The following is a 25,532-nucleotide window of genomic DNA, read 5'->3' on the forward strand; positions in this document are numbered from 1 at the left end:
GGGCTCTTTCAGCAACTTCGGCGGGGGCGCGTCCGCCGGGACGCGCTCGGCTTGGCCGGGGCTTGGCGCCGGAATGTCGCGGGATGAGCGCCACTTCGTCTTAGCCGCCACGAATTGCGGCGGCAGGACGACAGTTCACGGCGATATCCCCGGCTTCCGGTCTGCTTCGCGGCCGGTGCCACAAGAGCGTGATCGCTCGTGTCAGTACAATTCGATCCGCTCGGCGAGGTATTCGAACATTTGCCAGCTGACGCGAGGGCTTTGACAGACCAAGTGCACCGCTTGGCGGCGAAGGGCGCTGAAGTGAAGGGCCGTTGTCATGCCCCGTCCTCGCAAGCCCTCCAGCCCGTTCAAATACTTCAACTCGTCACCGGAGGTGATCCGCCCTGCGGTCTTGATGTATGTCCGTTTCCGCTGTCGCGACGAAACGTCGAGGACCTGTTGTTCGAGCGCGGCGTCGATATCTGCCACGAGGAGCGTGGGAGGTGGGCGAACAACTGCTGTGAGAGCAGACATTTGCCCGTGCGGAGAAGGGAAGGTCTGACCAACGGAAACGAGTTCGCATCCGACTGACACCTCCCCCTACACGTTCGCGCACTGCCATGCTTCAACGTGGTCGCGCGCTCATTGATAGCGCAATGTGTTCTCGAACCCCTCATTGGCCTTGGTCATCTTGGTGAGTTTTCTCAGGTTGGCACGAACATATCGTTCGAAACGCCGATCGTCGTAGATGCCCGTGACCCGATACTCATCCTGGCCAAGCAATTGCTTGAGGCGATCCGCGAAAGCGGCCTGATCGTCCTTGTCTGCAACAGTTCTCAGGCCTCTGCAGACCCCTTCTTCGGCGGCGGCCTTGTCGTAGTCGTCCTGCGCTTCATACCCCCGCTTGTCCGCCGCTGCCTGATCGAGGCCCGCGGCGGCAATGCGGCATTCCAGCCATTTGCGGATCTGTTCGCCGTCCCATGGTTTTGTCGCAACGCTCATCATGCTCTCCTGATCCGGTGGGGATGCTCTCCTGATCCGGTGGGGCGGCCTGTGCCTAGTTGCCGTCGGCATCGACTATGAACACCATGGGCTTGCCGCGCGATTCAGGCTCCCACCCGGCCTGCAACGCCGCCCGAATTCCCCGGGATACCGTCGCGTCGCTGATCTGGAGACGGCCCCGTTGCATTCCTTTCAGCAAACGTTTCGGCGGAGGGAATTCCAGCAGGGCGCCGCGCTGGGTGTGTTTCCGCAGCAACGCGATGGTCATGCCTTTCCAGCCTTCGGACTCGCCCCATTGCGGCTCGCTCCGCAGTTCCCATTCATATTGAAGCCCGTCGACGTCGACAATACCGGCAAGCCTGTGGAGGTTGGTCATGCTGACCCGCCTAGCAGATCCATCACCGCACACCCGTCGGCAGCGGTCTGGCAGACATCTGAGCGACAGTCCGCTTCCGGCCTTGCGAAATCAGTGCTCAATGACGGGTATGTCGAGGGGATCGAACTCGTGCTTCCTGGGCGCTTCTGGGCGAGGCATTCTGTCGCTGCCGGGCATCCTTGGCTGTGCTGCCAACCGGACTTCATTGACGGGCAGGGAGAATCTCGTGCAAAGGGCGCGCTGGCTGGTGTGCGCTGGGCTCAGGTAATTTTGTCCGTTTTTGGCGCCCATACCTTGTTTTACAATGGCGGATTCGGTCCGCCCTCTCAGGATTCAGGCGAATTTGATGGCAGGATATAAGGCTCCGAGTTTTGCGGAAAGGGCAGCTGCGGCAAACGCAGCGCGGAATGCGTCCTTGGCCAAACTGAAGGCGAAGGCGGCTCCGAGCCCGGAAGAGCAGGCCGCTCGTGCTCAAAAGGCGGCGGAGCGCGAGGCCTTGCAGGCGCAAAAGCGGGAAGCCGCGCGTGCCGAGCGTGATGCCAAAAAGGCGGCCGAGCTGAAAAGGAAGCAGGACGCCGCCGAGGCAGCCCAGCCCCAGGCGCAGCTTACCGAGGAAGAGCGCAAGGCAGCCCGTGATGCACGGTATGCCGCGCGCAAGGCCCGCAAGAAGTAGCGCCAGCATCAACGATCCTGATTTTCTGGCCGGTTATGACTGGATCGGGACGGCCCACGTGCCCGATGGAGTCGAAATGCGCCTGATGCAGCGCGGCGATGACTTCATGATATTGCTCGAACGCGACGACCTCATGAGCACGCACGTCAGTGCATCGGAGGAAGCACTTGCCACCATGACGCGGGATCGTCTTGGCATGGCCACCGGGCAGGAATGGTTGATCGGCGGCTATGGCCTGGGTTTCACCCTCCGGGCCGCCCTTGCTGTTGTCAGGGCGGACGCGACCCTGACTGTCGCCGAGATAGTTCCCGAAATCATCGAATGGGCGCGCGGCCCGATGGAACGGCTTACCGCCGGCTGCCTCGACGACCCTCGGGTTGTGGTGGTGAAGGACGATGTCGCCATGCTTATCGATGCCGCTTCGGAGGCCTATGATGCAATCCTGCTCGATGTGGACAATGGGCCCGACGGACTGACGCGGCGTGTCAACGATGACCTTTATGGTCGTGATGGACTTGTCGCTGCGAGGGCGGCGCTGCGGCCGGGCGGCATCCTGGCGATCTGGTCAGCACATCCTGACCGCCATTTCGTGAACCGGCTGCGCGATGTTGGCTTTCTGGTCGACGAGGTGGATGTGAGCGAAGGCCCGGATGATCAGGGGAACCGGCACGTCATCTGGTTTGCGAAAAAGCCCTGAAGGTCTGGGCAGGAGTTGAATGGCGACGGGGTTCGGGGCGAATACTTGCGCGGAAAGCTCAGGCGCTTGCGCATGATATCCCGACATGCAGGAGCCCGCGGGCAGCACGCGGTGGGCTATCCCGCGGAGTGGGGCCGGTGCCTGTCGGCCGCCGCCGCCATTTGGAGCGATGCTCTTCCGGGTTCTGACTAATCCTTGTCATCCAGCCGCTTAAGTAAAGCGTCCAGCAAGGGGCGCAGCCGCCGGACCTCCTCGCGATGAGTGACGCTGAGCTGCCGCAGAACCGTGCGCGCCTCCCCGGTGAGGGCGAGGATTGCCTGGCGCTTGTCCTTTGAAGAGGCCTGCCGTTCGATCAGGCCGAGGGCGACAAGACGATCGATGAGCCCTGTCGCGCTGTGGGGCTTCAGGATCAGCCGTTCAGCGACGTAACCCACCGTGGGTTCGTCCCTGGCGGCGCGGATGACCAGCAGGGCTTGATGTTGCTGCGGGGTCAGGCCGCACTCGGCTGCGCGTTTTTCACTGAATGCCTGGAAGTTGCGCAGTGCGAAACGGAATTCGGCAAGGGCTGCGTAATCGGCATCGGTCGGTTCGGCGGGCATCGCTCCAGTTTCCCTTCACGGTCATTCGCGTCAACCTTGAACTATATCGCAATGCGATATAAGTGGCTACCTCCCGTGTCGCCGCGAGTCCTGCCGATGTCCTCTTCCGAATTGTTCCCCGGTCGTCCGCTGTCCGATCACAGTGCCGATTTGCGCATGGTGATGCTGGCCTTGGCCGCCCTGATGGTAGGCAGTGGCGGGGCGCTCGGCGCTTGGGTGCTGCTGAAGGCCATAGCGATTTCCACCAACCTGTTCTGGTTTGGACGGCTTTCCGATGCCCCCGCCGAGATCATCGACAACACGCTGGGTCTCGGCATCGTGCTGGTGCCGGTGCTGGGCAGTCTCATCATCGGGATTATGGCACGGTTTGGGTCGGACAAGATCCGGGGCCACGGCATTCCGGAGGCGATCGAAGCCATTCTTTACGGCGAGAGCCGGTTGTCGCTGAAGGTCGCGGTGCTCAAGCCTCTGTCTTCCGCCATCTCCATCGGCAGCGGCGGGCCGTTCGGCGCCGAGGGCCCGATTATCATGACAGGCGGCGCGATCGGGTCACTGTTTGCGCAGCTGTTCCATCTGAGCGCGGCGGAACGCAAGACGTTGCTTGTCGCGGGTGCGGCGGCGGGCATGACGGCGATCTTCGGCACTCCTGTGGCGGCCATCCTGCTCGCTGTCGAAGTCCTGCTTTTCGAATGGAAGCCGCGCAGCTTCGTGCCGGTTGCAGTCGCGGCTTTGGTCGCTGCGGCGTGGCGGCCTGTGCTGTTCGAGGCGGGGCCGATGTTCCCGATGATGCATGCCGTCGGGGTCACGCCGGCCCTGTTGGGGCTGGCCATGCTGATGGGGGTTGTCTCGGGGCTTCAGGCGACGCTGCTGTCGGGTTTGCTCTACCGGATCGAGGATCTGTTCCACCGCCTTCCGTTCCATTGGATGTGGTGGCCCGCCGTGGGTGGATGTGCGGTGGGCATTGGGGGACTGATCGACGCCCACGTGCTGGGCGCGGGCTACGCCAGCATCCAGAGTCTGCTCGACGGGTCGCTGACCTTGCGGGCAGCCCTGGCGCTGCTCGTTGTCAAGGCGGCGGTCTGGCTGGTGGCGCTCGGATCCGGTACTTCCGGCGGCGTTTTGGCACCTCTGCTGCTGGTCGGCGGGGCGCTCGGCTATCTCGCGGGTATGGTCCTGCCCGGCGGAAACGGGCTGTGGGCCCTGATCGGCATGGGCGGAGTGCTAAGCGGGGCCATGCGTGCGCCGCTGATGGCCGCGCTGTTTACCGTCGAGCTGACGGGCAACTACGGCTTGCTGCCTTTGACCCTGGCCGCTTCTGCCGGTGGCTACGCGATCAGCGTATTGATCATGCGCCGTTCTATACTGACCGAGAAAATTGCCCGGCGCGGACGCCATATTCTGCAGGAATATACCGTGGACCCGTTCGATTTCCTCCAGGCGGAGCACGTGATGACTCCCCGGCCGGTTTGCCTCAAGGGAACGATGTCGATTGCCGCGGTCACCGCCTTTTTCAGTTCCGAGGCGCGGCACCGGACCTATCCGGTAATCGATAGCCAAGGCAGGCTTGAGGGGATGGTTTCCCGTTCGGACGTGCTCCGTTGGAACACGATGGGGCCGCCTCCGGAGGCTACGCTGTCCGAGGCGGTCAGCGACGCTTCGACGCCCTTCCGTTTTCCGGGTGATCCGCTGAGCCGGGTGGCGGACCTGATGATCGAGACGGGCCAAGGTCGCATTCCGATAGTCGAGCCTGCTTCAAAGCGGGTCGTCGGCATGCTGAGCCGCCACGACTTGTTAAAGGTGCGTCATGCCCGGCGGAGCGCGGAAATGGAACGAAGCGGGCTCCTCGCGTCGGCGAGATAGGCCTGCTTTCTCAGTCTGGATCCGAATAAACGAACGGCAACTTACGGCGAGCTCCTTCGCGCGCGGTTATGGCGGCTTCGTCGAGGGATGCCGCCGCCCGGCCTGATCAGCGTTTCTTCTTTGCCGTGGTTGCCGTGAAATCGGGGTCCTTGTTTGCCACCCAATCGACAAATTTGCGGACGGTGGGGTTGGCCAGCAGGCCCTCCACCTCCATCCCGTGGCGTTGCAGTTCGGAATTGGTGAAATTGGCGATCAGCGTCTGCTGGCAAATGGGGTGCATGGGTACAACATCGCGCCCGCCGCGGCTCTTGGGGACGGGATGGTGCCAGACAATAGTCTCGCCAGTAGGTCTGCCGCACAGCCAGCAAGGGACCGCCGGTGCCGGTGCCTCCTCCTCGCGGTGCAAGTCGCCATAGGGGTCGTGCTTCGAATGTTTGCGGGCCATGTGTCTGCCTGAATTGTCTAAACTTTGCGCTCCCCGAGCCTAATAGTGGGTGCGGACAGCATTACCATACCGGCTTGTCCAATCGGGCAGTTAGCCAAGTCATTGGCCGTTCTGCCGCCAGCGGCAGTCCCGATGCAGCCAATTCGTGGCCTAAATCAATGGAACTCGTCGAGGCTCCATTTGCTGCGCCATTCGATGTACGGGCGATCGCCGGTGAAGCGGATCGGTAGCCAAACGTATGTGCCGCGCGAGGTGTTGATCTTGCTGGCCTGGTCCTTGAGCAGTGCGTCCTCCTGCTTTGTAAGTGGCGCACCTGACTGAGCGAACATCTTGCTGAACATTGCCTCGAAGCGCCGGTAGGCATCGCCGCTGGCGAAGTCGCTGCCTTCGATCCGGGGCAGGTCCGGGATCCACCGGTCCGCCAGCGCAATATACAGGTCTTTCTTGCCCGGATGCTTGAAGACCGCGCTGACCTGCGAGTTGAACGAGGTGCGGGAGCGATCGCCCGGATGGAGGTCGCCGAGCACGGTCCATGGCCCGTGAAGCGCGTTAGCCATCGCCACTTCCGACGGATTGGGATGATACCCCGTCGTGCCCGAGGTAATCAGGTAATGTTTGCCGCCGCGCTCGAAATAGGCCGGCCCCTCGCGCACCTGCGGGGGCGCTGGATGGGGGAAATGGGCGGTGTAGCTGCCGGTCACGTCCGTGTAGTCGGGCGTGAGGTCGGCACAGATCACTTCGCTGTGAACCCGTTCGAAATAGATGACGGCCTTGCCGTCGGCCGGTGAAACAACAAGGTCGAAATCCCCAGCGCTCATGCCAAGCGGCAACATGTCCTGGCGAATGATCGTGTAAGGGCCGGTCATGCGGTCGGCGGTCAGAACGGTACGGGTCTGGCGTCCATCGGCTTCCATGATCTTGACCCAGCATACGAACTTGCGGGTGACCGGATTGTACAGGATGTGGGGCCGATCCAGTTGCCGCGAAGGGTGCAAGGGTGACTTGGGGTCGTCGGTGACCGGGGGAATGATCAGTCCCTGATCGGTCCAGTTGACCAGATCGCGCGATGCATAGGCCCGGACGCCCCAGTGCCAGATTCCGGAGCCCGGAAGGGTGCGCTCCTTGTTTTCTCCGTACCAGTAGAAGACGTCTCCGACCTGGATGATCGAGGCTCCGTGGGCCTGGATCGGCTTTCCCGCCGTATCCCGCCAAACTTGGCCGGGGTGAATGGTGCGCGGACGTCCGCCCGCCAGCAACGGCGATGGGCCGAGCAAGGTCGCGGCGGCGGCACTGCCGCCGGCAAGTACGGCGCGGCGGGCTAGGCTGCTTTCTCTCACGAGGTCTTGCCCTTGCTGGCCGCGGCTGGCGCTGGCGTGGCACAGGCAAAGCTTCCAGCCTGGTCTAGCGGCCCTTTGCCGATATACCGGGCCACTTGGGGATAGGCGCAAATCGGGCGTTCGACGCCGGGGAAGGCCTTGCCTTTCGCCGTGATCGCGTTGGGTGCATCGCCGTTTTCCACCCACCTGACCAGCGAGGTCAGTGCATCGAAATTGTCGAGCGAGCGGCCGCCGCCGCAATGCGCCATGCCGGGCACGAGGAACAGCCGTTCGAACAGGCCGGCCTCGCCGCCCTGCGCCTTGGTGTCGGCCGTCAGCCGCTCCTGGTAGGCGATGAGATCGCTGGCGGAGAAGATCGGATCGGACCACCCGGTCACGATCATCAGTTTGCCGCCGCGCGCGGCAAAGGTGCTGTACTGGGTCGATGTCGCGTTGGTGTAGGCCGCGGTTTCGGCGCTCGCCGCGAGCAGACGGGCCGCTTCGGCATCGCCGCCGGCCAGCGGGGCCTTGTACTGCGGGTAGGCGAAATAGTCCGTCAGCGATTTGCGCACGAGGTTGGGCAGGACCATCATCGGTCCCTGCGGCGTGGGAATTCCGGTCTGCCAGATAAGCCAGTCCGGCATGAAGTTGGCGGCATCGAAGGTCCACGAGCCGGCGATCGGTTCGCCGGCGGCGTTGACCGGGCCGCGATAAGCCCGAACGATCGCGGCGACCTTGACCGGATCGAGACAGCCCGTTTTCGCGCCCTTGGCGCAGGCGAGGGCGCGAACGTCGAACCGGCATGACTGGTGATCGAAGATCATGCCGTCGGCTGCTCCGTCGAGGCCGTCGCAGGCCTTGAGCAGAGCGGACTGGATCAGCCCGGCATCGGCAGGCGAAAACAGCAGCGAGGAATTGGTCCCCAGCTTGGCGGCGGCATCGGCATAGGCCCAGCCGGAAAAGTTGGCGAGCACGGCCGCCGCGTTGAGGTGGAATGCCGGGTTGCCGGCGAGCACGCCGTCGAACTCGGCCGGAAAACGCTGGGCCGCGATCATCGCCTCGCGCCCACCGTTGGAGCAACCGACGAAATAGCTGTGGTCGGGCGCGCGGCCCTTGACCTTGGCGATCAACTGCTTGGCCGCCTGCGTGACCTTGCCGATGGCGGCATAGCCATAGTCCAGCTTCGCCTGCTGGTCGGCGGCAAAGCCGGTGTCGTCGAAGTTGCGGCCCTGGTGCCCGCTATCGGTCGAAACCACGGCAAAGCCCTGGACAAGCGCCAGCGGCGCGGTGGCGCCATTGGTGATTGGCTTGCCGAGAGCGGGGACGATCATGCCGTCCATCCCGCCGCCACCCTGATAGAACAGCCGGCCGTTCCACTGCGCGGGAATGCGCAGCTCCATGCCGATATGATAAGGCTCGCCGCCAGCGCCGGTGCGCTGGTCGATCCGCGCGGTGATCTGGCAGTGTTCCGGGAGGATGGGCTGGGGGTCGGTCGACTCGCCGTTCGGCCCGGCCGGGCCGCGCGGGGCAGGGCCTTCGGGCACGTCGCGCGCATCGGTAATCGCCACCGTGCCTTCGTCCGCATTGCGCAGGACCGTGCAGGCTTCGGCGAAAGTTGGGGCTGCGGTGGCTGCCGCGGCGGCGTTGGCGGCCATTGCCATGAGGATCATCGAACCACTCCCGATGTTTAGCGATTATAGACTGTTGCGCCGGGCGATCGCGCCGAGCACGGCGGCGCTTGGCCTTGGCTTGCGAACGAAGGTTTCCCGATCGATGGCGGCAAGGCCGTAGTGCGGCTTGTAGCCGAAGGTCCATTCGAAGTTGTCGACCAGCGACCAGTGCAGATAGCCAAGCACCGGCGTCCCGGCATCTATCCGCCGCTTGAGTTCGGCCAGGGCCGCGGTGATCAGGTCTGATCGCCAGGCGTCGTTGTCGGTGTTGAGCCCGTGTTCGGTGACCAGGATCGGACATCCGGTCTCGGCGTGGACATAGTCCACTGCGTTGGCGAGCGAGGACGGGTAGATTTCCCAACCTTCGCCGCCCGTGCGCGCGCCGGCGGGCACGGGCACGATGCCCTTGGCGTCCCAGACGATCCGGCTGTAGTTCTGCACGCCGACGAAGTCGTCGCCGCGAAGGGCGGTCAGCCAAGCCGCGTAGAAGTCGCGGCGGCGCGCATCGCGCAGGTTGTTCGGGCCAACTCCCTGGAGGTCGACCAGCGCGAGCGAGGCGCCCACCGGCAGGCCTGGCCGCGCCGCCTTGATCGCTGCCCGGCCTTGCCGGTGCGCGGCGATCAGGTTGGGCTGCATCTCCATGGCGAGACTGATCGGCGCGCCACCGACGAAATGCTCCCTTCCGGTGGCGCGGGCAGCGGCGGCCAGCATGGCGCGCTCGGCGCCATGGGCCTGCGGCGGGGCCATGTGATAGCCCAGCAAAGTGCCATTGGCTTCGTTGAGGGTCACGGCATAGGCCATCCCGTCAGCCAGATGCCGCGCGGCGCGGTCGCAATAGCGGGCGAAGAGGGAAGCGCTGTCTGGCGCGGTCCAGCCCCCGCGCATGGCGAACCAGCGCGGCACCGCCCAATGGCTGAAGGTGACTACCGGGGCGAGGCCGCGCGCGTGGCAGCCCGCGATGATGGCCTTGTAATGGTCGAGCATCGCCTGCGAGAACAGGCCGGGCTCGGGCTCGATCCGGGACCATTCGATCGAGAAGCGATAGGCGTTGAGGCCGATGGCCCGGGCAAGGTCCAGATCGGCCGACCACAGCTCGAAACTGTTGTTGGCATCGCCCGAAGGCTCGGTAAACAGCGTCGGCCTGACGTTTTCCAATACCCAATAGTCGCTGTTGGTATCGTTGCCCTCAATCTGGTGACCGGCCGTGGCGGCGCCCCACAGGAAGCCCGCCGGAAAGGCGGGACTGGCTTTCCCGGCGGCCGCCCGGCCAAAAGCTGGTGCGGCCAGGCTTGCGGCGGTGCCGGCCACGAAGAACCGTCGATCGATCACGGATAGGTCCTCTCGTCCAGCCATCGTCCCCGGAGGACGTTTTGCGCCCATCGCGCCATTTGCGTGGTCCGCAAGCGGCAGCGAAGGTCCGCACTGATAGGCGCCAATCCGCCCGGTATGAAGGCGACCGCGCGAAACTGAGTAAAGCGGATACAAATCGGCCGCGCACGCGGCGCCTGCCGTGTTTCGCCCTACCGGCGCGGCACCGCGATCGTGGCGACAAGGCCGCCATCCGGCCTGTTGGCGAGTTGCACCCGTCCGCCGAAGGTTTCGGCCTGGGCCCGCGCGATGGTCAGGCCTATGCCGGTGCCTCCGGTCTGCCGCGACCGGCTCCCTTCAGCGCGGACGAAAGGCTTGAATACGTCGCCTAGCAGGTGTTCTGGAATGCCGGGGCCATTATCGCTCACCGCGATTTGCACCTCATCGGCCGTTGTCGTGCAGTCCAGCCTCGCAGAGCCGCCATAGCGCAAGGCATTATCGACCAGGTTCTGCAGGCAGCGTTGCAGCGCTTCGGGCTTGACCCGGATTTCCAAGGGTTCGACCCGGCCAAGCGTGATGGAAGGCTGGCCGGCATCGGCCGCGTCCTCGACAACGCTGGCGAGCAGGGATTCCACATCGACAAGCGCCCAGTCATCGGAGGCCTCGCCGGAGCGCGCCAGCACCAGTCCTTCCGTGACCAGCCGTTGCATCGCCGCAATGTCGGCCACCAGGCGATTGCGCAAGCCTTCTTCGGGCACGAGTTCGAGGCGCAGGCGCAGCCGGGTCAGTGGGGTCTGGAGGTCGTGCGTGATGGCCGCCAGTATCTGCGTGCGGTCGCGGACCGCGTCACGAATCCGCTGCTGCATGTGGTTGAAGGCGGCAAAGGTTGTCCGCACGTCGCGGGGGCCGGTCTCGGCTACCGGCGGGGCCTCGATGTCGTTGGCAAAGGCCTGTGCCGCTTTCGTCAGGCGGCGCATGAAGCCAAGGGTCACCTGCGCCACGAGGAACGAGAGAACCAAGGACGCGGCAGCCACGATCAGGATGAACCCGGGGGACAGGCCGAGGGTCGCCGGCCGCGGCAAGGCGGCCAGATCAAGGGCAAGAACCAGTTCGGATTCGCCGCCGACCGGCCGCGCGAAGGTCAGGGTGACGATCCAGCATTCGGTATCGGCGCCAAGATACCCGGCCGCACGCCGGGCAAATGTCGTAACCGGGCGGGCAAGGCATACCTGCGGATCGGTGCTGAATGCACCGGCGCGGACATCTGGTGCGAAAGCACGCGACAGCGCGGCGCTGACCGCGGGATCGGATTCCCGCACCGGCGCGCGAGAATTTTCGAGAAGGTGCGCGCCCTGCACGCGATTGCCGGCCAATTCCGCCCGCGTGCGCTGAGGTGCAACGGTGAGGAGGCCAACAAGCCCCCTGGCGCTCTGGGTGATCCGCTCGGCACGGTAGAGCCGCATCTGATTCTGGCGATATCGTTCGGCCAAGGTCAGGGAGGTGATGGCTGCCAGCGTGGCGCCGAGCGCGAGAAACAGGGTCATGCGCGTGGCAAGACTATCGAACCGCGCCCAGAAAGACCGGAGTTTCATACGTAGGTCACGTCGCAAGCGAGCAGGAAGCCCTTGTTGCGCACGGTGACGATAAGGCCGTCGCCCCCTTCGGCCCTGGCCAGCTTTGCGCGCAGGCGGGCGATCCGATTGTCGAGCGAGCGATCAAACCACACGGTCTCCTTGCGCTCCGGCAGGAGTTCCTCTCGTCCCAGTTCGAGCCGTGGCGATTCCAGCAGGCGGCGGAGTATAGCGAATTCGGTAGTTGAGAGGATGACCACGCGTTCATCCGGGCCGCTGAGCCGCCGCCGCGCCAGATCCAGCCGCCAGGGCCCGAAGCTGGCGAAACGCCCGGTCAACTCGTCGCGGTGCTGGCCCCGGCGCAGCAGGTTGCGAATGCGGGCAATCAATTCCCGAGGCTCGAACGGTTTGGTGAGATAGTCGTCCGCGCCCCCTTCCAGACCCTCAACCCGGTCGGCCGCGCGGTCCCGCGCGGTCAGCATCATGATGGTGACGCTATAGCCTTCCGCCCGCAGGTCACGGCAAAACGCCATGCCGTCGCCATCGGCCAGGCTCAGATCCAGCAGCATCACGCGGACGGGGTGGCAATCGAGCGCCGAACGCGCCTCGTCCAAGCTCGCGGCCCCGATCGTGGCAAACCCCGCGCGACCCAATTGGGCAGAGAGCAGGTCCCGGATGTCGTCGTCGTCGTCAACGATGAGGACGAGTTGGTTGGACTGGTCAGGAGGCGTCATCACACGATCACTTATAGCCGCATTTCGGCCGAGCGGGCGCGGCGATGCAATCCGATACATTTTAGCGAGGGGGCTTGCGCGAAAGGGGGCGAGGGAGCTGCCGGCGGGATTAACCCCCAACCCGGCAATGTCTGGAGGATTGCACCGGACGGCGATGAGGCGGCGTCGGAAGTATGGCCTCGACTCTCAAAAATATTTTGATGTGACCACAAAAAATTATCGCTTTTCCCCGAAGCGAACAGTGATAGGTCTGTCATGTGCTCGATCACATCGGGACGCAATAATATAAGTCGGTCAATCTCAAGTGACTCGGAAAGGGATGAGGTAAAAGGTGGCGGATAATTTTCCGCCACTGCCGAATGCATCGCAACTTCTGCGAGGCGGATGACGCAATTCTTGTGTTCGATTGCGCAGACTTGCTGGACGACATGTTCGGCGAGTGGTGAGGGATTTACGCCGTTTTATGTCGATGACGCGTTCCGCCGGGCTGGGGTGGCGCGTGCCATGACGGCCATGCCTGCCAAGCGGCGCGTCGCCCGGGCGCGTGAATGACGCCGGGCCACTACGTGACAATTCTTAAATAAATCATTGATTTTACGTATAATAGGCCAGTCGCTTTTCGTCTGATCCAGGCGGCGGGGCGTTTGTGCCCGCGCTTGGAGAGATGCAGATGAACAGGACTTTGGCTTTCGTTCTCTTGGGCGGCGCCAGCTTCGTCGCGGCGGCGCCGGCATTGGCCCAGGCTGGCCCAGCGCCGGTGGATGACGCGGCGGCTGCCGACATCGTCGTGACCGGATCGCGGGTGGTGCGTAACGGCGACGAGGCACCGACCCCGGTAACCGCGATGCGCACCGACGAACTGCTCAAGGCCCAGCCGACGACGTTGGCCGACGGGCTCAATGCTCTGCCGGTGTTCACCGGCTCGCGCGGCCCTTCGACGACGACAGTGCAGACGACCGGCAACGGCAGCGGCGGCAACGGCGCGGCCAACCAGCTCAACTTGCGCGGGCTCGGCTCCAACCGCAACCTCATCCTGCTGGACGGTCAGCGCCTGCCGACCGCGCTCTATAACGGCGTGGTCGACGTCGACATCGTGCCAGACATGCTGATGGAGCGGGTCGACGTGGTCACTGGCGGCGTGTCCTCGGTCTATGGCTCCGATGCCATTTCGGGCGTGGTCAACTTCGTCACCAATCACCGCTTCAACGGTTTCAAGGCCGAAGCGGATTACGGGATCACCCAGCGCGGCGATGCGCCCAACTGGAAGGCCAGCGTAGCGGTCGGCACCAAGCTGGGAGACCGGGGCCACATCGAGGCCAGCTTCCAGCACTTCTCGGCCGAGCCGATCTTCCGGGTCGATCGGCCCTTCGGTTATGACTATGCCTATTCGGGCCTGCTCGCTCCCAATGCGGCGAACGGGATCGGCGCGGCCGGCACGGTGAACAATCCCTATGTGCTGATCTCGGGCACGCGCACCAGCACGGCGAGCTTCGGCGGGCGCATCACCTCCGGACTCTACAACAACAAGACCTTCAATACCGATGGCGTGCTGACCACGTTCAATGCGGGCACGCCCACCTACACGACCAGCGCGACGCCATCGGCGCTGTCCATCGGCGGCGACGGGACCTACAACAACGGCACTATCGGTTCGAGCCAGGACAACAACCAGGGCTTCGCGCGGCTCGATTACGAGCTGGGCGACAATGTGAACTTCCACGCCCAGGGGATTGTCTCGCTCAAGGACAACGGCGGCTATTCGAGCTACGGGCAGGTGAGCGGCTTCACCATCCGGGCCGACAATCCCTACCTGCCGCAGGATGTGCGCACCGCGCTCGCCGCGGCGAACCAGTCCACTTTCACCTTCGCCAAGGTGTTCCAGAACGCGCCGCGGCTGCGCGACGATGCCCATACCGAGCAGTTCTACGTCAACGGCGGGCTGGACGGGAAATTCGGCCAGTTTGACTGGGGGCTCGATCTCAACTGGGGCCGTGCCACGCTGCGCAACACGATCAGCGGCAACATGAACAACCAGCACATGGCGGCAGCGGCCGACGCGGTTGACGCAGGCGCCTTTAACCCGGCGACTGGCCTCCAGACCGGCACCCCCAACGGCAACATCGTGTGCCGGATCAACGTGGACAACATCGCCACCAACAATGATCCGGGCTGCGTGCCGATCAACATGTTCGGCCCGACCGCGGCGAGCCAGGCGGCCTACAACTACGTGTTCGGCACGACCAACATGTCGTCGCTCAGCCAGAGCTTCGACATCAACGCCCATGTCGGCGGGGCTCTGTTCGACCTGTTCGGTGCAGGCGACGCGCGCTTCGCCCTCTCGGGCCAGTATCGCACCAATTCGCTGACCCAGACGGTGGATGTCAGCTCGTCCGACCTCGCCAACTGTTCGGGCCTGGTCATCAACCCGATCAATACCGCGACCCAGCTGACCTATGCCAGCAACTGCATCCCATCGGGCGCGGTCCAGAAGAACTCTAACGGCACGACCCAGCCGCTGACCGCGACCTCGCTGTTCGTCAACGCCTTCTCGCCGCTCAACAAGGTGACGCAGAAGGTCAAGGAAGCGGCGCTCGAAGTGCTGGTGCCGGTGCTCAAGGACTCGGCGGTCGCGCGCCAGTTCGACGTCACCGGTGCGGTGCGCTATGCGGACTACAATACCACGGGCAGCACCTGGGTGTGGAAGGCCGGGGTCAACTGGCAGGTGGTCAACGACCTGCGCATTCGCGGTACGATCTCGCGTGATTTCCGCGCGCCGACGCTGAACGACCTCTACCAGGCCCCGACGGTGACGATCGCCGCCAACCAGGATCTCCTGACCGGCGCGACCTTCATCAAGGCGCAAACCCAAGGCAACCCGAACCTCAAGCCGGAAGTCGGCCATACCTGGACGCTGGGCGCGGTGTGGAAACCGTCGTTCGCACCGGGCTTCAGCCTCGCGGTGGACTACTATAACATCCGCCTCGAGAACGCGATCCAGTCGGTCAGCGGCTTCTCTCCGGCGATCCAGCAGGCCTGTATCTCCAGCGGCGGAACCTCGCCGTTCTGCGCCCTGATCCCGCGGCCGGGCCCGATCACCGATACCTCGCTCGGCAACGCGCCGACGATGTGGCTGACCCAGGTGCTCAACTTCGCCGAGATCAAGACGAACGGCGTCGATGTCGATGCGGGCTATGCGACGAGCCTGTTCGGCAATCCTCTCCGGCTGCGCGTGCTGGCGACCTACCAGCCGCACTTCATCTATGGCCAGCAACCCGGCGCGACCGGTACGCCGGTCTCGTTCGACGCGGCCGGGGCTGCCAATGCCAACGGCACGGTTAACGCGATCGCGGCCAAGCTGCGGATCAATGCCAGCATCCACGTCGAACCGACCAAGTGGCTGGGCATCGACATCCGCGAGCGGTGGCGCAGCAGCCTGCGCTATGACCCGGTGGACAGCGATTACTTCGCCCAGCGCGTTCCCGCCGCGGCCTGGACTGACGTTGTCTTCACCGCACGGCTGCCGCAGGATGACCGGTTCGAGATGTTCTTCAACATCCAGAACCTCTTCGACAAGGACCCCCCGGGTTACCAGGGCGGCACCATTCCGAACGCGGCAATCCTGCCGGGTGACGACTTCCTGGGGCGCCGTTTCGTGATCGGCGCGCGGGTGAAGATGTGATCGTCTGTCGGGGAGAATGCCTGTGAAAGGACATCTGAAACTGACGGCGGCCCTGGTTGCCGCGATGCTTTCCGGCACGGCGGGGGCGCAGTCCCCCGCCGCTGCACCGGCTCCGGCTGGTGAGCAGTCCGGTGCCATCGACGGGGTAATCCGCGCCGCGGCCGAGGACATGACGGCAATCCCGGCCGGGACTTTCGTGATGGGCGATACAACCGGCAAGGGCTTCAATTTCGAGCATCCGGCCCACAAGGTGAGCGTACCGGCCTTCCGGCTGGCCCGCCATGATGTCACCTTCGCCCAGTATGACGTTTTCGCCCGCGCGACCGGGCGGGCCCTGCCCGAGCAGCGGCCGGGTCTGGACCGGGGTTCCTACCCCGTGGTCAACGTCAACTGGGTCGATGCCAAGGCCTTCGTCGACTGGCTGAACAAGGTGAGCGGGCGGACTTACCGCCTGCCGAGTGAGGCCGAATGGGAATATGCCGCCCGCGCCGGATCGACCACGGTCTATCCGTGGGGCGATGAGTTCGACCCGAGCAAGGCCAATTCGTCCGTCGTCGCGCCGGGCGACAAGTGGGGCGCGGCAAGTCCGGTCGGTTCGTTCCCGCCCAATGCCTTCGGGCTCTACGACATGGTTGGCAATGTCTGGCAGTGGGTCGCAGACTGCAATCACCTCGACTACGAGGGGGCCCCGACCGACGGCAGCGCCTGGACCACGGGCGACTGCATGTGGCGCAATATTCGCGGTGGTTCGTGGGTTCAGGACCCGCGCGGCCTGCGCGTCTCGCTGCGCTTGTGGGAAGACCTGCCGCGCCGCCGTTTCCAGTCGATGGGTTTCCGTCTGGCCGAGAGCAACTGAGGGTCGGCCCGAGGGGCCAGGCTCGATGGACAAGGAATGATCCATGTCACAGGAAAAGAAGATTCCGGGCCGCACGGCCTCGCGGCGGTTGCCGTTGATCGGCGCGGCCTTGGCGTGCGCCGTGCTGACCCTGCCGGTTCCGGCCGGGGCGCAGGACGAGGGCGGCGGGCCCGCGCGAGGTAAGGATGGCAAGCCGCTCGTCGGCTATGCCCGCCAGCAGAACGCGCAGAGCTTCGCCACCGACAAGCTCAAGCGTTCACCGCGCCGCAGCGAGTGGGTCTCGTTCCAGTTCCACGGCAAGACGCTGAAGGGCTGGGCGGTCTATCCGCAGGTCACGGGCCGCAAGGTGCCGGTCGTGCTGGTCATGCACGAGGTGTTCGGGCTGACCGATTCCACTCGCAACACCGCCGACGCGATCGCCGCGATGGGCTATATCGCGATCACCCCGGACTTCCTCTCCGGGGTGGGGCCGAATGGCGGAGGGACCGATTCCTTTCTCGACGAATCCGCCGGGACCAAGCTGGGAATGCGCGAAGATGCGGAAGTCTATCCCGAGCTGGAAGCCTGGATGGACTATGCCAATCATCTGCCGCAGTCGACCGGCACCAATGCCATCGTCGGTCTGACCTGGGGCGGGGGCGTGGCCTTCCGCTATGCCGTGGGCCAGCCGCGGCAGGACCTCAAGGCGGTCCTGATCTTCTGTGCGGCGGGGCCGCCGGTCTATAACCAGGGGCCGATCCACAATCAGAAAGTCATCAACGACTGGCCGGTGCGCAAGACCAATGTGCCCGTCTACGGTTTTTACGGCGAGTATGACATTACCACGGTGACGCCGGTCTTGCTCAGCGTCGCCGACAGCGAGCGATTGATGAAGGCGGCGGGCAATTTCTACGAACCGGTGATCTATCCCCGGGCCGAACATGCCTTCCTGCGGGTGGGCGAGGATCCGAAGGATACGAATCCCGGCAATGCGGCGGCCGACAAGGCGGCGCTGGCGCGGATCAAGTCCGTGCTGGCCAAGACCTTCCGGTGAGTGCGCGATTGGAGATTGGATATGAATAGCAGAAGGATGCTCAAGGCTCTTGCTGGATTGCTTGTGCTGTCCGCACCGGGCCTGCAAGCCGCCACCACGCAGACCGATCCGCAGCTTGCCCCGTTCCGCATCGCGGGGGATCTCTACTACGTGGGTAGCCTGCACGGGGCGTTTCTGGTGAAGACGCCCAAGGGGCTGATCCTGATCAACAGCAATTATCCGGATTCGCCGCCGCTGATCCGCCAGAGCGTGGAAAAGCTCGGGTTCAAGTGGGAGGACATCAAGATCCTGCTGATTTCCCATTCGCACATCGACCATGCCGGCGGCAGCGCGCAGATCGTCAAGGAAACCGGCGCCCGCTACATGGTGATGGACGGGGACGTGGACGTGGTGGAATCAGGCGGGAAGGCCGATCCCAATTATGGTGGCGAGGGCGGGCAGACCTATCCCGCCGCCCATGTAGACCGGGTTATCCATGACGGGGACAAGGTGGAACTGGGCGGCGTGACGCTGACCGCGCACCTGACCGCCGGGCACACCAAGGGCACGACCACCTGGACCTTCGACGGGCGCAGTGGCGGGAAGCTGCTGCATGTCGTGGTGATCGGCGGATCGACCCTCAACAAGAATGCACCGCTGGTCGGAAACGCAAAATATCCTCAAATCGCAGAGGATTACCGCAAGGGCTTCGCAGTGGTTCGCAGCTTGCCCTGCGACGTTCCGCTGGGGGCGCACGACTGGTACTTCGACCTGCAAGACAAGTACAAGCGCGTCACGGCGGGCGACACTGCCGCTTTCGTCGATCCGCAAGGATGTACCCGCTTCATGGACAAGGCCGAGGCGGCCTTTGCGAAGCAATACAACGTGGAGTTGGCGAAGGAGGGCGCCCCGAAATAAGCGCAGGGGGCAGTCGGCCAAGTACGTCGGTTCGGGTATGGGATGCGGGCGCCTCGGCGAGATATGCGTCAAGTGAGCGGCGCGATGGTATGCGGCACCTTTCCGTCACATGTGCGAGGGGTAATGTCAGGAGGATTGCGCCGGGTAGCGATGAGACGGCGTCGGGGGGAGGGCTGTCTCCGACCAATCTTGATTGCATCAGGCTGATACCACCGGCTGGAGCGTCTCCGCCACAGGCAGCGGTACAATTGCAGGTGCCGTGGACCGCTGCTTTTCAGCAATTCGGCATAGTGGGATCAGTCGCGCACGGATTCGATTTGAGACGAGACGCGCCGGAGGGGGTGGTCCAGGATCGAGGCGACGGAGTTGATGGCCACTGCGCCCAGCGCGGCGCAGGCGAGCATGACCAGGGCAAGTTCGATCAACCGCCCGGCATTCGTCCGCCTCGCATTCGTCAAAACGGGCGGCAGACGTGTTATTCTTTTCGTTCGCGCCGTCTGCGGGGCTACCTTGCCGGCGATGAACGGGGCGCCGCCCGGAGCACCGATCTCACCGGTCATCATTCTGATGTCCATCGCTTTGCCAAGGCGCAGGCCGCAGCGATCGCCGCTGCGCCATCGGATCTGGCCGCTTGTCACGGCGGCCGAACTGCGAATCTCAACCTGGCTGCCTTTCTCCGGTAGACAGTCGCCACGAAGCATCATGCCGTGCTGCGAAATGTTGCAGATCAGAACCTCGGCCCAGCCGCCCTGATGGCGGATTTCGGCTTCTATGAAGGTCCGCTTTCGGGGTTCTCGGTCGTCTCGTGTCACCATAGCCACTTCGGCCTGATGCCACGGTTCTGCTTGCCCCAGCGCCGATGGAAATCGTCGCATGCCCGCCGCCAGGCGAGAAAACTCCCGATCCCCACCGTCAGGACGAAGGCAAGGAGCAGCCCGTATCCGATGAGCAATCGCGGTTCCATGCGCCTACTTTCAATCCAGTGTTCGGCTCCGGCGAGGCGTAAGGGCGATGCCCCGACGCGCCGCCTGCAGCATCCATGCGATCACTCCGGATCGCCGTGCGCGTCCTTGCCGGCCCGGAGCAAATCGAACGCGGCCTTCGCGCGCTCGTACTTGGCCGTGCCCGGTTCAAGCTTGACCAACCTGGGCCGCGCATAGGGCGATTTTTTCAATGACCCCCAGTCCGCGGAACGGTCGGCCTTGGCCATATCGTTCAGCATCTTCCTTGGCATCCCTGGGCTTTCAAACATGATCCTGATCCTTAGGTGGGGCGCTGGGAGGTGGGGCGTTGGGGGAAGCGATGTTCCAGGGAAGCAGCGCAACTCTTTGTTTGCACACTCATTTCGCCCGCCGGTGCGCGCCTGCTAAGTTTGAAACCGTATCACGGCAGCGTGATACGCCCGGAAAACCACGGGGAGAGCCTTGGGGGGCGTACTCAATCGGCATCATCTCAGCCTCGTCAGCGGCCTATCGGCTGGAGTGCGGAATTGCCTGCCTCCCGGCGAGAGCATATCCGGCTGCTGCATCGAGCCGGCCGTACCGGACCACTCCCCGCGCCGGGACATTCTTGCCGAGGATCAGACGGCGCTAACACTTCATTAAGTTATTATAACGATTGGCAAATATGTCGCGCAGACGCGCTGTGTGCGCCAGCGTGACCGCTCCATTGATCCAGACCGAACACCGAGGTGAGACAAGAAACGTGGCTGAGGCTGCGAAAATGAAAGCGGCGCTTGCCTTGGTTCTGGCAGACCCGGTCTTTGTCAGATCGCCTTCGCTTGCGCGCCTTCTGGAATACCTTGTCGAAGCCACAATCTGCGGTCGGGGCAAGACCCTGAAGTCCTATTCGGTGGCCGTGGACGGCCTGGGCAAGAGTCCTGATTTCGATTCCCAGGCCGATACCTATGCGCGGGTGCTCGTGGCCCGCCTGCGCAAGGCCCTTGACGCCTTCTATGCAACCGCCGGTGCTGAACACAATCAGCGCCTGTTGATTGAAGGCGGCTCATACGAAGTCCACCTCGTTGCCCATGGTCAGGCATCTCAGACCCCAGCCCGCATCAGGATCGGTTTGCCGGGCCGCAGGCTGATCGCCGCAGGGTGCATCGTGCTTCTGATCCTGGCGGCGGCGCTGATCATGCAGTGGCGTGCGGATTCGCTAGCGGCGACGCAAAGATGGAGGGTCAGCAATTTCCCGTTCGTAGATGTGACCGTGCATGCCGAATCCGGTAATGGCGAGGGAGCGGAGCTGGCCCGCCGGATGCGGCAATCCATAATCATGAATCTCGACAATTATGAAGGGGTCAGAACGGCCTACAATCCCTCTCCCGGCGCGGAGTATTCCATCGACGTCATGCTTCGAAGGCATGGAGAATGGTACGTCGAAAACGTGAGTGTGATTGATAGAAAATTGAATCGCATAATTTCTTCAGAGAGTGGAAATATGACATTCAATTTATCTGACAGCGAGTTGTCTAGCGACGAGTTTTTAAGAAATTTAGTTTTCTACATAACGCATCCATCGGGAATAATTCACGCCAACGAGAGAAGGCGTAATTTTTCCGTCGATAGTCCCTACGGATGTTGGCTGTATTTTTCCGCCATGGTCCAGAATAACCAGACCATCGGCGACAAGACGTTGTCGGAATGCGCTGGGGATTGGCATTCAGCAGCTCCCAACCACCCCCTCGCCGCCGCTCTTTACGGCTGGGCGTTGACTGACAGGTCAATCTCCGCGTTCACGGATGGTGGCCGTCGGGCGGCGCTCCAGGACGCCGTCAGCGTGCTGGAGAGCGCGAGGTCCATGAATCCCAATTCGCCCTTGCTGCAGGTCGCTGCCATGCGTGCCTACGCCTTTTCCGGTGACGGCGCGGCCATGCGTGCGGCTGCAGACCGGGCGCTCAAACTCAATCCAGACAGTCTCGATATTCAGGGCGTGGTCGGCGTGATGCTGTCCCTCCAGAATGACCCGCAGGGCGACGTGCTGCTGAACAAGGCCGTAGCGGAACATTTCAATTCGCCGCCGTGGTATTTCGTGGGCACGTTCGTCTCCGCGATGATGCGCGACGACCCCGCGAGCGCGGGGCGATCACTGGTCCGGCTCCGGGAACTGCAGCATTCCCTGCCTATCCTTCCGATCCTGTCGGCCGCCTACCAAGCCCGCACCGGCCATCTGGACGAGGCTCGTGCGCAGTGGGATCGCGCCAAGGCGATCCAACCCATTCTCCGGATAATGCCGGACAGATTCTTCTCGCGAATGCCAATTGCGCCAGAAGTCAAACGGCGGCTGGAACAATGGCTGGCCCCCGTGCTCGGCAAGGGCGCCTAGCAGAACAGCCAATGAGGCTTCGGCATCGGAGAGGATGAAGACTGGCAACTATGTCGAGGCTACGAGCCAAGAACCGCGGTGATGTGTTCTTCCGCCGTTGCGGCCTCCGCGATCAGAACGCGCAGCGCTTTCGCGGTATCTTCGAGGAGGCCCTGGCTGACAGGCCGTTCGCCATTGATGAAGCGGCGAATGGCGCGTTCATCAATGGCAAGGCGCCGCGAGGCAGCCGTGATACCGCCAAACACCTGGACGCAATGGGCAAAGTGGTCTCGCGGATCATCCATTGCAAATGGGGCTGTCATAATGTTTCGCTCCGTTTCTGCAGGCGATTTTGCGGCGCCTGTTCATCTCAGGCGCTTCCTTTCAGGAGTCAGGGGCTTAGGCAATCCCGGGGAGTTTCGGGGTAGCCAAACAGGTTGTCGCTTATGGGCAACTCCGCCTTGGACAAATGGCGCATTCTCATGCCGAAGGGAAAACCCATGACATCCTGTCGTCGCATGTTTGTCATGCGGCGGTGGCATGATCAGGCCCGAGGAGGCGAACTTGCGGCTACTGGTTGTCGAGGATGATGAGGTGATCGCGGATTACCTCGCGAGCGGGCTGCGAGCCCTCAATTTCGACGTGGACCATGCGGCCACGGGGCAGCGCGCAATGGCCGCGCTCGCCGCTGGTGGCTATGAGGCGGTGGTGCTCGACCGCATGTTGCCGGATGTCGGCGGCATCGATCTCATCGGGAGAATGCGCGCGGCGGCGGGCGGGGTGTCGCCCCCGGTGTTGATGTTGAGCGCACTCGGCTCGGTCAAGGATCGCATCGAGGGGCTTGAGGCAGGGGCAGACGATTACCTTGCCAAGCCGTTCGACACGGGCGAACTGGCCGCCCGGCTTCATGCCATTGTCAGGCGCGCCGCATTGCAACCCGTGGCCGGAGCGGAACTCGTCGTGGGTCGGCTGCGTCTCGATCCAAGCAGTCATTCCGCCCGGTTCGGCGAAGCCGAGGCCAGGCTGAACCGCAAGCTCTTCTCGCTGCTGGCCCACCTGATGCGCCATGCCGATCGGCTGGTGACGCGCGACATGCTGCTCGAGCACGTGTGGGGCTATACCTTCGCGCCGACCGCCAACATTGTCGACGCGAACCTCAGCCGCCTTCGCTCCGGCCTGCAGGCCATCGCCTGCGATCCGATCGAGACCTTGCGTGGCCAGGGCTACATTCTTCGCGCGGATCGCTGCACATGAAGCACCGACTGGCGCCTGTCGGCCGGCTTGCCATGCAATTCGGCCTGGCTTTCGCGCTCAGCATGGCTCTCGTCGGCGTGGTGGTGTTTGCGGTCGCCGAGCTTCGGATCGCCAGCCGGATCGACGCGGCGCTGGCTTATCACAGCCACAAGTTCGTCGCGGACACCGACGAAGTCCTGCGCCCTACCGCGCTGGTCGCTGGGCGGATCGCGGATTGGCAGCGCCGCAAGGTCATGAGCGAGCGGACCTACCTGCTGTTCGACGCGAAGGGCATGCGCGTGGCTGGCCGGCTTGGCCTTCCGCCGCTGCGCGAAGGTTATTCCGACGTGCTCTACAAGGGGGGGGGGCGCAGCTGGCAGAAGGGCCGGGCGCTCACGCGGCGCCTGACGGACGGGGGGCTGTTTGTCGTCGTCCAGCAGAGCGAGGCGGCCGAAAGCCTTCGATCCATTCTGTTTCCGCTGATCGCAGCCGTGCTGGGTTGCGCGCTCCTTGCCGGCCTTGTTGCCACGTTCCTTTTCGCACGGCTCACCGCCCGGCGGCTTCATGCGACGCAGTCCACGGCCGCGGCGATTGCGGCAGGCGACCTGAGCAAGCGGATCGCGGCCGACACACTCGACGGGATGTTCGCCGCACAGGCCCGCACCCTGAACGCGATGCTCGACCGGATGGAACTGGTCGTCAACACCCAGCGCCAGTTCGCCAGCGCCCTCGCGCACGATCTGCGTACGCCGCTGACCCGGCTCAAGGGCATGCTGGCGCGGGCCCGTTCGGTTTCTGCCAGTTCCGGAGGCGATGCCGGCAGGACCGTCGAGCAGGCCGAGCGCGAATGCGCCGCGATCATCGCCATATTCGAGGCCCTGCTGCGCTTGTCGGAAATCGAGGCGGGCCGCCACGCGAATGCCCTGCAGGTCCATGCGCTCGACGAACTCGTGCGCGATGCGGTCGAGACCATGGAGCCGGTGGTGGCCGATGCCGGCTCGATCCTGCGCTGCGCGGTGCCGGATTCGGAACTGCCGATCTTCGGCGATGAGGCGCTGATCACCCAACTCCTGATCAACCTGCTCGAAAACGTCGTGACGCACACCCCGGCAGGCACCCGGGCCACGGTCAGTCTGGCCGGGGACGGCGACCGCGCAGTCCTGACGATTGCCGACGATGGCCCGGGGTTGGCACCGGGCGATCGCCAGCGCGTGCTCCGGCCGTTCGAGCGGGGCATGGCGGCTCGGGCGAACGGCAGCGGGTTGGGATTGGCGATCGCGCGTGCCATCGTGGAATTTCACGGCGGCGGACTGGAACTGGGCGAGAATTCGCCGGGGCTTGTCGTGACCATTCGCTTGCCTCTTGCAGCGGGCGGGCCTGAGCGAAGCCTGCTCCGGGCAGCCTGAGCGGGATTCCGAGGGCGCAGGCGACCCCGGAAAATTCTAAATTTGCAAGGTTGGCGAAACTGCCTTCGCAAGCGCAGCAGGAGTCACGGAACCGTCATCTGCGCTGCCTAGCCGGACCCCACCGCGCAGGAACATGTCTGCGCCCAGGGAACCATATCTATGCAGCGCCTCCGGCTTGTTTCCGCCGCTTTTGCGGCCTGTCTGCTTGCGCCTTGCGCTCACGCCCAAGAGGCTGCGCCTGCCGTCGGCGGCGTGGGGGAGGACATCCGCCTGCGCTGGCTTGACCCCGTGATCTTCGCGCCGACCCATGCCTTTGCTCCGCCGCCGGCTCGCAATTCGGAGATCGAGCGGGTCGAATTCGCCCGTCTGCGCGAGCTGATCCGCGCGGCAGGCCCGGAACGCCTGGCCCGGGCCGCCTGGGATGGCGATCATGAGGAGCCGGTCATCTACAACGAAGCGGCCGGGCGAGACTTCACGAAGCTTCCCGCCACCTCGGCCCTGCTCGCCACGATCTCCGCTGAGGTCGATCGCATGGTCCATGCCGCCAAGGCCTGGTTCAAGCGCCCGCGTCCCTATCAGGCCGACCCGACGCTGCCTCATTGCGGCAAGGGCTCCGCCGCGCCTTCGAGCTATCCCAGCGGCCATGCCGGCTATGGCTGGTCGGTTGGCTGGACCCTGGCCCGGCTCGTCCCGGAGCGCGCGCCGCAGATCCTTGCCCGCGCTCAGGACTTCGCGCTCAGCCGCGAACTGTGCGGCGTCCACTTCGCCAGCGACATCGAGGCGAGCCACGCGGCGGCAATCGCTGCCGTCGAGCAACTGCTGATCGACCCGCGGCTTGCGCCTCAGGTCGCGGCGGCTCGCGCCGAACTGGCGGGCCATTGATCCCGAC

General features: G+C 64.2%; 23 protein-coding genes and 1 pseudogene. 12 read left to right on the forward strand and 12 right to left on the reverse strand.

What is annotated here, in order from left to right; all coding sequences use genetic code 11:
- Nucleotides 1–319: 319 nt before the first annotated feature.
- A pseudogene (locus tag H7F51_RS18950) lies at nt 320–495 on the forward strand (IS6 family transposase); the annotation flags it as partial.
- A gap of 129 nt (nt 496–624) precedes the next feature.
- Here the strand turns inward: H7F51_RS18950 and H7F51_RS07245 are convergent.
- Both H7F51_RS07245 and H7F51_RS07250 read right to left on the reverse strand, forming a co-directional pair.
- Nucleotides 625–984, reverse strand: a complete 360-nt coding sequence (locus H7F51_RS07245; protein WP_185663587.1) for a hypothetical protein — start codon at nt 982–984, stop codon at nt 625–627.
- A gap of 55 nt (nt 985–1,039) precedes the next feature.
- The gene (locus tag H7F51_RS07250) at nt 1,040–1,360 is read right to left on the reverse strand and encodes a hypothetical protein (RefSeq protein WP_185663588.1); all 321 of its coding nucleotides are present in this window, start codon (nt 1,358–1,360) and stop codon (nt 1,040–1,042) included.
- A 346-nt stretch (nt 1,361–1,706) separates the two neighbouring features.
- Between H7F51_RS07250 and H7F51_RS07255 the strand changes: the two genes are divergently transcribed.
- Complete coding sequence (locus tag H7F51_RS07255) at nt 1,707–2,033, forward strand: DUF6481 family protein (protein ID WP_185663589.1); 327 nt, start codon at nt 1,707–1,709, stop codon at nt 2,031–2,033.
- A 25-nt stretch (nt 2,034–2,058) separates the two neighbouring features.
- Nucleotides 2,059–2,730 (forward strand): spermidine synthase, encoded by a 672-nt coding sequence (locus H7F51_RS07260; protein ID WP_185663792.1) that lies wholly within the window; start codon nt 2,059–2,061, stop codon nt 2,728–2,730.
- A 188-nt stretch (nt 2,731–2,918) separates the two neighbouring features.
- Here the strand turns inward: H7F51_RS07260 and H7F51_RS07265 are convergent, their stop codons facing one another.
- Nucleotides 2,919–3,329: a MarR family winged helix-turn-helix transcriptional regulator gene (locus H7F51_RS07265; RefSeq protein WP_185663590.1), complete on the reverse strand. Its 411-nt coding sequence runs from the start codon at nt 3,327–3,329 to the stop codon at nt 2,919–2,921.
- 96 nt (nt 3,330–3,425) lie between these two features.
- On the opposite strand from H7F51_RS07265, the gene H7F51_RS07270 reads away from it, so the two are divergent.
- Nucleotides 3,426–5,189 (forward strand): chloride channel protein, encoded by a 1,764-nt coding sequence (locus H7F51_RS07270; RefSeq protein ID WP_246447978.1) that lies wholly within the window; start codon nt 3,426–3,428, stop codon nt 5,187–5,189.
- A gap of 106 nt (nt 5,190–5,295) precedes the next feature.
- On the opposite strand, the gene H7F51_RS07275 is transcribed toward H7F51_RS07270, so the two are convergent.
- The 6 genes from H7F51_RS07275 to H7F51_RS07300 all read right to left on the reverse strand — a co-directional run bounded on the left by H7F51_RS07275 (nt 5,296) and on the right by H7F51_RS07300 (nt 12,233).
- Nucleotides 5,296–5,634 (reverse strand): hypothetical protein, encoded by a 339-nt coding sequence (locus tag H7F51_RS07275; RefSeq protein ID WP_185663591.1) that lies wholly within the window; start codon nt 5,632–5,634, stop codon nt 5,296–5,298.
- Nucleotides 5,635–5,789: 155 nt separating this feature from the next.
- Complete coding sequence (locus tag H7F51_RS07280; protein ID WP_221774048.1) at nt 5,790–6,971, reverse strand: family 43 glycosylhydrolase; 1,182 nt, start codon at nt 6,969–6,971, stop codon at nt 5,790–5,792.
- On the reverse strand, nt 6,968–8,620 hold the full coding sequence (locus tag H7F51_RS07285; protein ID WP_185663592.1) for a tannase/feruloyl esterase family alpha/beta hydrolase: 1,653 nt from the start codon (nt 8,618–8,620) through the stop codon (nt 6,968–6,970). Before H7F51_RS07285 ends, H7F51_RS07280 begins: the two co-directional genes overlap by 4 nt.
- A gap of 24 nt (nt 8,621–8,644) precedes the next feature.
- Complete coding sequence (locus H7F51_RS07290) at nt 8,645–9,949, reverse strand: family 1 glycosylhydrolase (RefSeq protein WP_185663593.1); 1,305 nt, start codon at nt 9,947–9,949, stop codon at nt 8,645–8,647.
- A gap of 191 nt (nt 9,950–10,140) precedes the next feature.
- Entirely contained in the window at nt 10,141–11,520 is a 1,380-nt protein-coding gene (locus H7F51_RS07295; protein WP_185663594.1) for a sensor histidine kinase, read from the reverse strand.
- Nucleotides 11,517–12,233 (reverse strand): response regulator transcription factor, encoded by a 717-nt coding sequence (locus tag H7F51_RS07300; protein ID WP_185663595.1) that lies wholly within the window; start codon nt 12,231–12,233, stop codon nt 11,517–11,519. The genes H7F51_RS07295 and H7F51_RS07300 overlap by 4 nt, the downstream gene beginning before the upstream one ends.
- A gap of 670 nt (nt 12,234–12,903) precedes the next feature.
- On the opposite strand from H7F51_RS07300, the gene H7F51_RS07305 reads away from it, so the two are divergent.
- Genes H7F51_RS07305 through bla form a run of 4 tightly spaced genes read left to right on the forward strand, consistent with a single transcriptional unit; the run spans nt 12,904 to nt 18,698 of the window.
- Nucleotides 12,904–15,912, forward strand: a complete 3,009-nt coding sequence (locus H7F51_RS07305) for a TonB-dependent receptor plug domain-containing protein (protein WP_185663596.1) — start codon at nt 12,904–12,906, stop codon at nt 15,910–15,912.
- A gap of 22 nt (nt 15,913–15,934) precedes the next feature.
- Nucleotides 15,935–16,768, forward strand: a complete 834-nt coding sequence (locus H7F51_RS07310) for an SUMF1/EgtB/PvdO family nonheme iron enzyme (protein ID WP_185663597.1) — start codon at nt 15,935–15,937, stop codon at nt 16,766–16,768.
- Between the two features lie 43 nt (nt 16,769–16,811).
- The gene (locus H7F51_RS07315) at nt 16,812–17,801 is read left to right on the forward strand and encodes a dienelactone hydrolase family protein (protein ID WP_185663598.1); all 990 of its coding nucleotides are present in this window, start codon (nt 16,812–16,814) and stop codon (nt 17,799–17,801) included.
- A gap of 21 nt (nt 17,802–17,822) precedes the next feature.
- Nucleotides 17,823–18,698, forward strand: coding sequence for a subclass B3 metallo-beta-lactamase (gene bla / locus H7F51_RS07320; RefSeq protein ID WP_221774050.1), 876 nt, complete (start codon nt 17,823–17,825; stop codon nt 18,696–18,698).
- A gap of 296 nt (nt 18,699–18,994) precedes the next feature.
- Here the strand turns inward: bla and H7F51_RS07325 are convergent, their stop codons facing one another.
- Together H7F51_RS07325 and H7F51_RS07330 are read right to left on the reverse strand one after the other, a co-directional pair.
- The gene (locus H7F51_RS07325; RefSeq protein ID WP_185663599.1) at nt 18,995–19,573 is read right to left on the reverse strand and encodes a PilZ domain-containing protein; all 579 of its coding nucleotides are present in this window, start codon (nt 19,571–19,573) and stop codon (nt 18,995–18,997) included.
- A gap of 170 nt (nt 19,574–19,743) precedes the next feature.
- Entirely contained in the window at nt 19,744–19,920 is a 177-nt protein-coding gene (locus H7F51_RS07330; protein ID WP_185663600.1) for a hypothetical protein, read from the reverse strand.
- Nucleotides 19,921–20,420: 500 nt separating this feature from the next.
- On the opposite strand from H7F51_RS07330, the gene H7F51_RS07335 reads away from it, so the two are divergent.
- Complete coding sequence (locus tag H7F51_RS07335) at nt 20,421–22,025, forward strand: hypothetical protein (protein WP_185663601.1); 1,605 nt, start codon at nt 20,421–20,423, stop codon at nt 22,023–22,025.
- 59 nt (nt 22,026–22,084) lie between these two features.
- On the opposite strand, the gene H7F51_RS07340 is transcribed toward H7F51_RS07335, so the two are convergent.
- Entirely contained in the window at nt 22,085–22,327 is a 243-nt protein-coding gene (locus H7F51_RS07340) for a hypothetical protein (protein ID WP_185663602.1), read from the reverse strand.
- Nucleotides 22,328–22,544: 217 nt separating this feature from the next.
- Between H7F51_RS07340 and H7F51_RS07345 the strand changes: the two genes are divergently transcribed.
- The 3 genes from H7F51_RS07345 to H7F51_RS07355 all read left to right on the forward strand — a co-directional run bounded on the left by H7F51_RS07345 (nt 22,545) and on the right by H7F51_RS07355 (nt 25,525).
- Entirely contained in the window at nt 22,545–23,258 is a 714-nt protein-coding gene (locus H7F51_RS07345; RefSeq protein ID WP_246447981.1) for a response regulator transcription factor, read from the forward strand.
- Nucleotides 23,255–24,643 carry a HAMP domain-containing sensor histidine kinase gene (locus H7F51_RS07350; RefSeq protein WP_185663603.1) on the forward strand — a complete coding sequence of 463 codons (1,389 nt, stop codon included), beginning with the start codon at nt 23,255–23,257 and terminating at the stop codon, nt 24,641–24,643. The genes H7F51_RS07345 and H7F51_RS07350 overlap by 4 nt, the downstream gene beginning before the upstream one ends.
- A gap of 159 nt (nt 24,644–24,802) precedes the next feature.
- Nucleotides 24,803–25,525: a phosphatase PAP2 family protein gene (locus tag H7F51_RS07355; RefSeq protein ID WP_185663604.1), complete on the forward strand. Its 723-nt coding sequence runs from the start codon at nt 24,803–24,805 to the stop codon at nt 25,523–25,525.
- Nucleotides 25,526–25,532 lie beyond the last annotated feature (7 nt).

The organism is Novosphingobium flavum (assembly GCF_014230315.1).
Lineage (GTDB): Bacteria > Pseudomonadota > Alphaproteobacteria > Sphingomonadales > Sphingomonadaceae > Novosphingobium > Novosphingobium flavum.

Excerpts from the sequence above, each read along its gene's own strand:
- H7F51_RS07245 (WP_185663587.1), bottom strand. The coding sequence starts at position 984 with ATGAGCGTTGCGACAAAACCATGGGACGGCGAACAGATCCGCAAATGG.
- H7F51_RS07250 (WP_185663588.1), bottom strand. The coding sequence starts at position 1,360 with ATGACCAACCTCCACAGGCTTGCCGGTATTGTCGACGTCGACGGGCTT.
- H7F51_RS07255 (WP_185663589.1), top strand. The coding sequence starts at position 1,707 with ATGGCAGGATATAAGGCTCCGAGTTTTGCGGAAAGGGCAGCTGCGGCA.
- H7F51_RS07265 (WP_185663590.1), bottom strand. The coding sequence starts at position 3,329 with ATGCCCGCCGAACCGACCGATGCCGATTACGCAGCCCTTGCCGAATTC.
- H7F51_RS07270 (WP_246447978.1), top strand. The coding sequence starts at position 3,426 with ATGTCCTCTTCCGAATTGTTCCCCGGTCGTCCGCTGTCCGATCACAGT.
- H7F51_RS07275 (WP_185663591.1), bottom strand. The coding sequence starts at position 5,634 with ATGGCCCGCAAACATTCGAAGCACGACCCCTATGGCGACTTGCACCGC.
- H7F51_RS07285 (WP_185663592.1), bottom strand. The coding sequence starts at position 8,620 with ATGATCCTCATGGCAATGGCCGCCAACGCCGCCGCGGCAGCCACCGCA.
- H7F51_RS07295 (WP_185663594.1), bottom strand. The coding sequence starts at position 11,520 with ATGAAACTCCGGTCTTTCTGGGCGCGGTTCGATAGTCTTGCCACGCGC.
- H7F51_RS07300 (WP_185663595.1), bottom strand. The coding sequence starts at position 12,233 with ATGACGCCTCCTGACCAGTCCAACCAACTCGTCCTCATCGTTGACGAC.
- H7F51_RS07305 (WP_185663596.1), top strand. The coding sequence starts at position 12,904 with ATGAACAGGACTTTGGCTTTCGTTCTCTTGGGCGGCGCCAGCTTCGTC.
- H7F51_RS07315 (WP_185663598.1), top strand. The coding sequence starts at position 16,812 with ATGTCACAGGAAAAGAAGATTCCGGGCCGCACGGCCTCGCGGCGGTTG.
- bla (WP_221774050.1), top strand. The coding sequence starts at position 17,823 with ATGAATAGCAGAAGGATGCTCAAGGCTCTTGCTGGATTGCTTGTGCTG.
- H7F51_RS07325 (WP_185663599.1), bottom strand. The coding sequence starts at position 19,573 with ATGCGACGATTTCCATCGGCGCTGGGGCAAGCAGAACCGTGGCATCAG.
- H7F51_RS07330 (WP_185663600.1), bottom strand. The coding sequence starts at position 19,920 with ATGCTGAACGATATGGCCAAGGCCGACCGTTCCGCGGACTGGGGGTCA.
- H7F51_RS07335 (WP_185663601.1), top strand. The coding sequence starts at position 20,421 with ATGAAAGCGGCGCTTGCCTTGGTTCTGGCAGACCCGGTCTTTGTCAGA.
- H7F51_RS07340 (WP_185663602.1), bottom strand. The coding sequence starts at position 22,327 with ATGACAGCCCCATTTGCAATGGATGATCCGCGAGACCACTTTGCCCAT.
- H7F51_RS07345 (WP_246447981.1), top strand. The coding sequence starts at position 22,545 with ATGATCAGGCCCGAGGAGGCGAACTTGCGGCTACTGGTTGTCGAGGAT.
- H7F51_RS07350 (WP_185663603.1), top strand. The coding sequence starts at position 23,255 with ATGAAGCACCGACTGGCGCCTGTCGGCCGGCTTGCCATGCAATTCGGC.
- H7F51_RS07355 (WP_185663604.1), top strand. The coding sequence starts at position 24,803 with ATGCAGCGCCTCCGGCTTGTTTCCGCCGCTTTTGCGGCCTGTCTGCTT.